This is a genomic window from Paraburkholderia sp. (genome assembly GCF_036488505.1).
Taxonomy (GTDB): domain Bacteria; phylum Pseudomonadota; class Gammaproteobacteria; order Burkholderiales; family Burkholderiaceae; genus Paraburkholderia.
In genome coordinates, this window is the sequence record NZ_DASXHN010000218.1 from 1 (window position 1) to 7835 (window position 7835).

Annotated in this window: 8 protein-coding genes; all 8 read right to left on the minus strand. The window is 69.3% G+C overall.

Annotated features, from left to right (window positions below):
- Positions 1 to 344 (minus strand): formaldehyde-activating enzyme (fae, locus tag VGH68_RS13215; protein WP_331604074.1); only part of this gene is annotated, 344 nt, incomplete at its 3' end.
- A 182-nt stretch (positions 345 to 526) separates the two neighbouring features.
- Entirely contained in the window at positions 527 to 1435 is a 909-nt protein-coding gene (locus VGH68_RS13220; protein WP_331604075.1) for a triphosphoribosyl-dephospho-CoA synthase, read from the minus strand.
- 200 nt (positions 1436 to 1635) lie between these two features.
- The gene (locus VGH68_RS13225) at positions 1636 to 2646 is read right to left on the minus strand and encodes a RimK family alpha-L-glutamate ligase (RefSeq protein ID WP_331604076.1); all 1011 of its coding nucleotides are present in this window, start codon (positions 2644 to 2646) and stop codon (positions 1636 to 1638) included.
- Positions 2643 to 3674 (minus strand): methenyltetrahydromethanopterin cyclohydrolase, encoded by a 1032-nt coding sequence (gene mch / locus VGH68_RS13230; RefSeq protein WP_331604077.1) that lies wholly within the window; start codon positions 3672 to 3674, stop codon positions 2643 to 2645. Before mch ends, VGH68_RS13225 begins: the two co-directional genes overlap by 4 nt.
- Entirely contained in the window at positions 3649 to 4893 is a 1245-nt protein-coding gene (locus tag VGH68_RS13235) for an ATP-grasp domain-containing protein (protein ID WP_331604078.1), read from the minus strand. Before VGH68_RS13235 ends, mch begins: the two co-directional genes overlap by 26 nt.
- A gap of 10 nt (positions 4894 to 4903) precedes the next feature.
- Positions 4904 to 5830 carry an NAD(P)-dependent methylenetetrahydromethanopterin dehydrogenase gene (locus VGH68_RS13240; RefSeq protein ID WP_331604079.1) on the minus strand — a complete coding sequence of 309 codons (927 nt, stop codon included), beginning with the start codon at positions 5828 to 5830 and terminating at the stop codon, positions 4904 to 4906.
- Between the two features lie 202 nt (positions 5831 to 6032).
- Positions 6033 to 7058, minus strand: a complete 1026-nt coding sequence (locus tag VGH68_RS13245) for a beta-ribofuranosylaminobenzene 5'-phosphate synthase family protein (RefSeq protein ID WP_331604080.1) — start codon at positions 7056 to 7058, stop codon at positions 6033 to 6035.
- 451 nt (positions 7059 to 7509) lie between these two features.
- Positions 7510 to 7835 (minus strand): 4a-hydroxytetrahydrobiopterin dehydratase (locus VGH68_RS13250; RefSeq protein WP_331604081.1); only part of this gene is annotated, 326 nt, incomplete at its 5' end.

Genomic DNA, 7835 nt, shown 5'->3' on the forward strand with positions numbered 1-7835 from the left:
CAGATATACAGGTCGTCGGCCTCATCGGCCGGAATGACGCCCTCGGCCACGCTGTCGGCCACCGCCATCGCGACGCCGTGCTGGGCCGGGCCGAACATCTGCACTGCCTGCTTGGCGCCCTTGATCGTCACCTTGTTGAACAGGATCGTGTTCGGCTTGGTGATGAGATTGGGCGCGACGACGGCGAGCAGCGAAGTAAAGCCGTCCTTGTTGTTGGTGAGCGCGTTGCAGAACGCGGTTTCAGCAGCCGAACCTCGCGGTCCGATCAGCAAGTCGATGTGCGCGACCTCGTTGCCGTCGCCGATGAGCGACTCCCCGATCATGACGCGGTTGATCTTGGCCATTCTGTTCCTCCAATGAGTAGGTATGGACCTGCTGGCGACACGCCGCCTGTGATCGTCCGGATGCCGCATTGCACCACGGCGCGGGATGCACGGGCGGTAGTAACTAACAGGTTCCGTGCCAGTTTTCGCGTCGCGCGCGCACGCCGGACGCGCAGCGTATGGGCTTTGGATGCCGACGTCGTTCAGTCGGCCGGAATCCGGGGCGTGGGACGAGCTTCGACACAGCGCGCGACGAACAGCGTGGCCACCGCCAGGTCAGCGCTGGTGCCGGGATTGATCGCGCGCGCCTTCAGTTGAAGGTCCCACGCGTCGAGCTGAGGATCGGCTGCGGTGCGGCGCGACTGAACCGGTGGCCCGGGCATTTGCCGCCAGCGAGCGTGCTGTTCGCGTGCCGCGAGCGTGACACTCTGCGCCAGCGCGAGCCCGTGCTTGCGCACAATGTGAGAGTCGGGCCAGCGGCCGAGGAACGCGAGAAATACGTTGAGCATCGCGACGTCGGGCGCATCGGGCGGCACCTCGCGATACGCGGGGAGGCCGGTGTCGAACAGGTCCGCGAAGCCGTTCGCATATTGCCGCGCGATGCTGTCGCGCTCGCTGGCGATGCGCATTGCGTCGCGCAGACCGATGGTCGGCGGTGCGTGTACCGACTGCTCGGGCGCGTCGCCGAGTCCGCCGGGGTTGGCGAGCGCGATCGCGCGGTAGGCAAGGCGCGCGTCTTCGATATCGAGCCTGTCCAGCACGCGTGACACCGCTTGGCGCCAGCTTTGTGCGGATAGCGCGAGCTCGCCGGTGTCGTCGAGGGCTGCCGCGAGCGGGGCGACGAGCAGCACGATGCCGAGGTTCGTGTTGCAGCCAGCCGCGGCGCGCGTGCCGGTGATTGCGTCGAGAATGCGCTGGCCGACCCGAGCGCCCGGTGTGAACAGTGGGTCCAGCGATGCGTGTGCGCTCGCGAGAAACTGCGCGGCGTGCATCCCGTGGCCGGGGCTTTGCGTGCTGACGTTGCCGGGTTTCGGCGTCGCGACGTCGAGCGCGCAGGCTTCGAGGAACGCTGCGCGAGCATGTTCGAGTGGGATGGTGAGGGGTTCGGGCATCGGGTTCATCGATGATGCTTAGGCGTGGCGCTCATGGACGGCGCTGAGGTGCGGCGCTGACATACCGCGCGGATGTACGACGCGGATGTACGACGCAGATGTACGGCGCAGGTCTACGACGCAGATGTACGGCGTTCATGTACGGCGTTCATGTGCGGCACTCATGGACGATGCTCGTTCGCGTAACGCACGCGCGCAACTCACCCGGCCGCCGCGGGTTGCCTGGCCTCATCGCTCGTGCTCCGGTGCGCGGCGAGCTTGCGGTCGAGCAGATCGTCGACGAGCGCGGTCGCGATGTCGAACGGCGTCACCGACTGCAAGCCGCGCCATGCGGCCACCCCGTTGACTTCGAGCACCATCGGCGCGGCGGCCCCTTCGGCACATTCAGCATGCTCGGCGCCGCCCAGATCGCCCGGAGCGGGAATCAGATCCACGCCCGCATAGTCGAGCCCTAGCGCGGCAGCGGCTTGCACAGCGGTTTGCGCGAGCCGCGGCGACAATTCGGTGGGCTCGCAACGTGCGCCTTGCGCAAAGTTATGGATCCAGCCTTTGCCACCGACGCGCCGCATCGCCGCGACCGCCCGCCCGCCTATCACCAGCACGCGCCAGTCGAAACCGCGCCGCCCTCCGGGGATATAGCGCTGCAAATAGGCGACGTCCTGATACCGCGCGAGCGACGGCAACGGCGTCAGCGCCCCGCCACGCGTGCCGCCGAGCCGTCTGAGCCCATGGCCCTGCGAGCCGAATAGCGGCTTGAGCACGACCTGCCGCCCGGCGGCCGCTTCGCGAATCAGCACGCGCTGCGCGAACGCGGCCGATTCGCCGGCCCACGTGGCCGGCGTCGGCACGCCCGCGCGATGCAGCAGGAAGCTCGTCATCGATTTGTCGACGCTGCGCTCGATCGCGCGCGCATCGTTATAGACCGGCACGCCCAATTCGCGCAGCGCATGCAGGATGCCGAGCCGCAGCGTCACCTGCTCGAAGCTGCCGCCGGCGATGCCGCGTACGAACACCGCATCCGGCAGCGTATGGCCGAAGCCCGGTATCGCGAGACCGTGCGGTTGCCAGGTCGTGTCGATACGGCAATTCGCCAGATCGACGCAGCGCGCGTCGGCGCCGCGCGCGCGAAACGCTTTCTTCAGGCGACCGGTGTGCCAGCCCGTCTCATCGGACATGATCGCGATGCGGGTGCCTGCGTGCGTGAGTGTCATGCGGCCACGGACTGGCCGCCCCACTGATCGTGCAACAGCCGGCCATCGACCCGGCCGCCATGATAGGTCGCACCGCTTTCGAGGCTGCTCACCCACACCTCGGCCGGCGCGAATAGCGCGGAATCGATCTGATAGAAGTCGAAATTGAACGCCGTGAAGATATCCGCGAACGGCCGGCCGTAGTCGCGTGACGTGGCGGCGGGCAGGTTGTCGGCGAGGCGCCGCGCGACGTCGTCGTGCCTGACGGTCAGATGCACGCGGCCGCCGTAGAGAATCGCGTCGTTGGTGCGGCCCATCGCCTGAATGCCATCCGGCGCGGGCGGCGGCAACGGCGCGGAGCCCACGCCTTCGACGACTTCGTCGAGCGGCACGCCGAGCACATGGACCTTGTGCAACGCAACTTCGACCACACGCGCGACCACCTGTACCGTTCCCGCCACAGACTGCGTCGGCGTGACGATCAGCGTCAGCCGGTCGGGTGCGAGGCCGCAATCGTGCAGCACCTTGTCGATCACGACCTGGGGCGGCAGCCGGTCCACTTCGAGCACCAGCGCGCCGCGCTCGTGACGATCGCGATAGGCGAGCTCGTCGAATAGCGGCTCCTTGACGGCCAACGCGCGCGCGGGACCGGAGCCGAGCGAGAAAAACTTCTTGCCGCCGGTCTGCTCTTTGGTCGCCGCGAGGCTCCACCCGGCGTACTGACTGCCGAGGCAGGCCAGCACCGGCGACGAGGTGCTGACTTCGATCATCGTCGGCCACAGCGGCGCCGCGTCGAGATTCGCGCGCACCGCGACGCGGCCGAGTCCGCCCATGCAGATGCGCGCGATCAGCACGCCGGCCTCGATGCTGCCGCGCGCGGCGACGCCGGCATCGGCGATCACCGTGCCGCCGTCGGTGCGGCTGAGTGCGACGCCGAGGCGTGCGGCATTGTCCACCAGACGCGTGACCAGCCGCTCGCTCAGCGCATTGACGCTCGGCGCGTCGGCGGGCTGGCGGGCGGTCTCAGGAATGGGATTGGATGAAGGCATAGTCGGGTTCATCGCAGGTTTCGATTCGGACGGTGACGCGCGTGTGCTGTTCATCGAGCGCGCGCCGCACCGCGTCGATCGATGCGGCGCGCACGAGCAGCGTGCAGACCGGCTGCCCGGTGTCGATATGGGCGCCGGGCATCGGCACGTCGCGGCACTGCGGGTCGCTTATGCAGGCATCGGAAAACGCCGCTGACACGGTGAACGGCGCGGGCGCGAACAGCACCTGCTGGCCGGCGCACCAGCGTGGCTCGCGCGCGAGCGCGAGACTCGCGCTCGACGGCGGGCGGCCGAAACGGCACGCATCGAGGTGGCACGCGAGCAAGCCGCGCGGCCATGCATCGGGCGACGCGGTTTCGTACAGCGCCATCGTCGACGAGGGCCGCGCGTTGATTTCGAGCAGTTGGAAGCTGGCACCGTCGAACAGAAAGTCACAGCTATTGAGGCCGGCCAGACCGGTGCGCTCGCACAGCGCGTCGAGCGCGGCCTGGATGCGTGCAACGACCGCTGGCGGCATCTCGAGCGGGCCGATCGAGCCGGCGTGCACATACTTCAGAGCGCCGATCGCGCAGGTCACCTGCTCGGCGAAGCCGATCAGATACGCGCGCCCGCGCGCGCCGATAAACAGCGCCGACAGCGGCCGGCCGTCGCCGATGCGCTGGAAATAGCCGCGCGCGGGTAGGGTGGCCGCATCGACTTGCGCCGCCGGCCTGATATGCGTGCCGCCGCAGCCGTCCGCGTCTTTGAAGAGCCACTCGTCGGCTCGCGCCGGCGGCTCGAACGAGACGGCGGGATGTGCAATGCGCAACGCGTCGAGCAGCGCGAAGAAGCGCCGCGGCTCGCGCACCGCGTCGAGCGTTGGCGCGGCGTTGCCGAGCAGGCGGGGCAAGCCGGGCTCGCGGCAAAGTTGGGTCATCAGCGGTTCGAGCCCACTGCCGCCGATCCAGCCCAGCAGATCCGGCAAACGCGCGACACGCGTGAGCGCATCGACCAGCCGCACGGGATCGACCGCGAGCCCATCGCCGCCGATGTCGAACCACAGCTCGGCGGCCTTGCGGGTGTCGCGGTCGCCGAAGATATCGAGCGCGGCGACGCGCAGACCGGCGCATGCCGCCGACTGCGCCAGCAGGCGCGCGGACGCGCCGGCCACCGCGACGAACGGCGCGTGCTGCGCATGCGGGGCATGCTGCGTGTGCGTGTGCGGCCGGTGCGGCTTCATGACGGCCGCCTCAGCCGAGTCCGGCCGCGACCGCGCGGGCCTCGTCGAACGCCTGCGGAAAGCTCAGGTACACCGGCTTGCCGCCGGTGCGCATCTGCATGAACAGCCGATGCTCGACCTGATACTTGACGTTGCCGATCGCGAGCGCGCCGATCCCGATCGCGCCCGCGTTCGGCACGCCGTCGATTGGCTTGCCGTCGTTCATCACGTTGACGCCCGCGATGCCCTCGGGCGGCACCGCGTTGACGTCCGCGGCGACGAGCAGCCGCTTCGCGTGCGCCAGATCGTCGCTGCCGAGCACCTGCACGCCGGCCACCGCGGTGGCCAGCACGATCTCGGTGTCGGCCAGCGCGCTGTGCAATTCGCCGGCGGTCGTGGTGCCGATGCCGTTGATGACGATGCCGAAGCGCTGATTGAGTTCGGCCGCCACGGCCAGCGCGCGGACGCCGTTGCTATGGCTCGCGATCGTCACGTCGGCGCCGCGCGATGCGGCGATCGCCGCCGCGATGCGCCCAACCGCGCCGGTGCCGCCGAGAATCAGCACGCGCTTGCCGCCTAGCTCCACCCCGTGCTGTTTGCCGAGATGGCGCTCGACCAGCGCGACGAGCGCTGCCGCGGTCGTATACGAACCGCTCGGATCGGCGAATACCGACACCTCGAACGGTGGGACCATCGCGCGGCGTGCGATGTCGAGCATGTCGGCGGCCTGCATCACGTCGCGTCCGCCGATAAAAATGCCGGTGCGCGATACCCCCTTGGGTCCGCGCGAAAAGATCGCGTCCTGCGTGAGATTCGCGACCATCGCGGCGTCGACGCCGCAATACGGGACGATCACCTGGTAGCCCGCGTCGGCGGCCATGTTGACGTCGAACGGACTCGTCTGCGGCGTGGCCGTGAACATGTGCAGGATATAGGGCCTTTCGATCGTTTCTGACATGGCGAGGGCTCGTCTCAGTGGCTTCGGTGGCTTCGGTGGCTTCAGGGGCAATCGCGCGGACGGCGCGCCGCGAGGCAACGCATCGCGGCGCCGCGCCGGCAGGCTTCGCGCGGCGGCTGCGGCTTCGGCGCGCGTTGCCGGCACCGGCCCGGCAGTGACCGGATCGCGGGGCGTGGCGGCGGCCGTGAGCAGAAGCTGTGCATCATGCGGCGTCGCTATGCGGCGCGCGCGCTTCGGCGTCGCGGATCGCCGCGCCGCTGTTGCGGCCCGCGACGATGCGGCATTCGATATGCGGCATCGCGCGTGCCGCCGCCCGCGCGGTCGTCAGCGCACTGTCGGCTTCCCGCGCGCTCGCGACGATCGCGAAGCCCGTCGGCCCCCACGAGGTCTGACCGATGCCGGCCGTCCGCTCGGCGGCGACCTCGCGCAGCACGCGCTCGACGTCCGGGCTCGCGAACACGCCGCCTTGCGCGCTCGCGAAGTATTCGCCGATGAGCTGCTGCATTTCGGTGATGCCGTGCGCGAACGGCGCGAAGTCATGTTCGGCCGCGCCCGGCAGGATCCGCATCAGCACCAGATGGCACAGGTGCGCGGCGAGCCGCTGCGGGAACGGGGCGAGCGCGGCCAATGCGCGGCGTTCGCGGGTGCCGTGCAAACCCTCGCGGCTGTTGTCGCTGACCAGCAGCACGCGCCACTGATCTGGAAACGGCTGGCGCGCCAGCAACGGCGGCACGTGTTGACGCAGATCGCCGGGCGGCCCGCCATCGAGCAGCAGGCCGCCGCAATCGAAACCGAGAATGCCGATGCCGGAGCGCGCGCCGCGTCCGAGCAGACTGGCGATTTCGGCGCTGCTGGCGGGCTGGCCGACGAGACGCGCGAACGCGGTGCCGACGGCCATCGCCAGTTGCGTGCCGGAGCCGAGGCCGGTGTGCGCGCGCGGCGCATGGATCACGTCGATCGCGAGCGTCGCGGGGCCGTACGCGGCCTGTAAGCGCGCGACGCACAGCGCGATCCGTTCGCGTTCGGCGTTATCGGCCGCGCCGTTGATCTGCTCGCGCTCGGCGATGCGGGCTTCGAGCCGCGTGCTGTGCGCGTCGATGACGAGGCCGAGGCTGCCGAACGCGCGGCCGAGCGATGCGTTCGGATCGAGAAAACCCAGATGCAGGCGCGCGGGCGCATCGATCGCGATGGCCGTGCGCGGCTGCGGGCGGCGGAGCTGAAGCGGCATCTCAAGTGTCCTTAACGGTGCTTGCGTGTGCTTGCGCGTCGCAAGACTTCGGCCGCTGAGCGTCGGGGATGCGGCGCGGACCCACGCGGCAGTACGCCGGGCGTGTTCAAGCAGAACGCGTACCAGCCGCTCACCGCGGCGGGCGGCGCGCGGCTCGGGCGGCTTCGGCCTGGCACCGCCCGCGTTGCATGGCGGGCCGCGTGCGCCGCTGCTCCGGCTGCGCATGGACGCTGTGTGACGCTGAAGGTGCACTGTGTCACGCGCTGTTTCATCGCGGCACCGTCGCTGAGGCGTACGACACGTGTGCGACGCATCAGCGACGCATTGGCCATGCGTTACGCATTGCGCATACGCATCGAGCGCTCTAGGTCACGCCCGCATAAACAAAAATCCCGGCGCGCTGTTGGTCGGGTCGCGCGTGAACGTCAGCACTGCACGGCCCGCTCGCGGATCAACCCGCTGGCGCGGCTTTCGGCGCGTCGTACTTGATATAGCGGAAGCGTTGATCGTCGGACGGCGTGCCTTCGAGCGGGCCGTCTTCGAGACCGGGCTGCCAGTGGACCACCGATTCGATCTTGGCCGCGAGCGCCAGGTCCTTGTCGGTAATGCCCTTCGCGCTGTGGGTCTTGAGCTTCACCGTGACGAACGCGTAGGAGACCGTCAAGTCCGGGTGATGCCATGCTGCCTCCGCCAGATGGCCGACCGTGTTGACCACCATCAGCGTGCCTTTCCAGCCTTCGGTGCGGTATTTGCGCCGCAGCCAGCCGTCCTCGAGAT

Bases quoted from the DNA above. Each gene is read 5' to 3' on its own strand.
- VGH68_RS13220 (WP_331604075.1), bottom strand. From the start codon at position 1,435: ATGCCCGAACCCCTCACCATCCCACTCGAACATGCTCGCGCAGCGTTC.
- VGH68_RS13225 (WP_331604076.1), bottom strand. From the start codon at position 2,646: ATGACACTCACGCACGCAGGCACCCGCATCGCGATCATGTCCGATGAG.
- mch (WP_331604077.1), bottom strand. From the start codon at position 3,674: ATGCCTTCATCCAATCCCATTCCTGAGACCGCCCGCCAGCCCGCCGAC.
- VGH68_RS13235 (WP_331604078.1), bottom strand. From the start codon at position 4,893: ATGAAGCCGCACCGGCCGCACACGCACACGCAGCATGCCCCGCATGCG.
- VGH68_RS13240 (WP_331604079.1), bottom strand. From the start codon at position 5,830: ATGTCAGAAACGATCGAAAGGCCCTATATCCTGCACATGTTCACGGCC.
- VGH68_RS13245 (WP_331604080.1), bottom strand. From the start codon at position 7,058: ATGCCGCTTCAGCTCCGCCGCCCGCAGCCGCGCACGGCCATCGCGATC.